Here is a 1,265-nt window from a genome sequence, read left to right on the forward strand (position 1 = left end):
TTGGGATGACACTGTTAACGTTCTCCACCCGGAGAATAACCGGAGTATCTATTCCCGCGATCTGATCGCGCGGGAGCGGGACACGACCGTTGCGACGAACGTTGCCGGGCCGCAGCTTGATCAGCACAACAGCTACTACATCTATGGCAACAACGCGCAGCAGATCGGGGCCGAGGTGGAGCTTCATCAGAACTCCGCCAACGCCCAGTTTATGCGCGTCAACCAGGTAAAGGTGGGCTAATGGATTATCTTTCAACCCTGTTTCATCAGCATACGCGGCAAATCGGCGTGATGATCCCCAGCGTCGTGACTTCTGAAATTCACACCGATACGCTGACCATTACCGAGCATCCCATTGAGAATGGCGCGGTGATTGCCGATCACGCCTACAAAAAACCGGCAGAGCTGACGATGAACGTCGGTTTTGCCGGCGGCGGCACGCTGCTGGACTTTGCCGGCAGTCTTACTGCTACCCGTCTGCTGGGGCTGAGTCCACAGGAGACCTACCAGCAGCTGCTGGATCTGCAGGCAAGTCGAATGCCTTTCAATGTCACCACCGGAAAACGGCAGTATAACAATATGCTGATCGCCACGCTGAAGGTGACCACGGATAACGCGAGCGAAAACGTCCTTTTTGCTGACCTGACGCTGAAAGAGGTCATTCTCGTCCAGACCAAAGAGGTCTACGTGGCTGATAAAAGTGAGATGAAGACGGGCGTTAACACCGCTAAGGTGCGCAATACCGGTACCAAAACCACGAAACCGGCAGGCAGCATCGCATTAGCGTCGGGAGGGCAATGATGACAATTGAAGAGATCCCGCTTACCGCAGATAACCAGCAGTTCAGCATCACCCTTGCCGGTACGACCTGGCAGGTGCGTATCATCTGGCGGGGCAGTTGCTGGGTGATGGATCTGCAGGATGAGAGGGGGGAAGCGTTAGTTTCCGGCCTGCCTCTGGTCACCGGGGGGGATCTGCTGGCGCAGTACGCCTGGCTGCAGCCCGGCATTAAGCTGATCGTCGTCTGCGATGCCAACGATCGGGACTATCCCACGCAAACCGATCTGGGCAGCAACAGCCATCTTATGGTTATCACGGAGTAAGCAGCATGGCACAGAACTGGATGCGTCATTTCGAACTGCAGCTCAAGGACAAAGACGGGAAGTGGATCGACTTTAGCGAATTTAAAGTTTATTTCACCATTCGCTGGCACAACAGCAGCAACAGCCCGTCCCGGACGGCAGAGATAAAAATATTTAACCTGT

General features: G+C 54.9%; 2 protein-coding genes and 1 pseudogene. All 3 read left to right on the top strand.

From position 1 onward, the window contains the following. Positions 1-241, top strand: a pseudogene (locus tag FN633_RS18375) (lytic transglycosylase catalytic); the annotation flags it as partial. Continuing rightward, positions 241-801, top strand: coding sequence for a phage baseplate protein (locus tag FN633_RS06660; protein ID WP_154057177.1), 561 nt, complete (start codon positions 241-243; stop codon positions 799-801). The pseudogene FN633_RS18375 and the gene FN633_RS06660, both read left to right, overlap by 1 nt. Further along, positions 801-1,103, top strand: coding sequence for a phage baseplate plug family protein (locus tag FN633_RS06665; RefSeq protein WP_154058845.1), 303 nt, complete (start codon positions 801-803; stop codon positions 1,101-1,103). The genes FN633_RS06660 and FN633_RS06665 overlap by 1 nt, the downstream gene beginning before the upstream one ends. Positions 1,104-1,265 lie beyond the last annotated feature (162 nt).

Source organism: Pseudescherichia vulneris (genome assembly GCF_902164725.1).
Lineage (GTDB): Bacteria > Pseudomonadota > Gammaproteobacteria > Enterobacterales > Enterobacteriaceae > Pseudescherichia > Pseudescherichia vulneris.

What these genes read in the sequence shown, in the direction of transcription:
- FN633_RS06660 (WP_154057177.1), top strand. Translation starts at nt 241, where the DNA reads ATGGATTATCTTTCAACCCTGTTTCATCAGCATACGCGGCAAATCGGC.
- FN633_RS06665 (WP_154058845.1), top strand. Translation starts at nt 801, where the DNA reads ATGACAATTGAAGAGATCCCGCTTACCGCAGATAACCAGCAGTTCAGC.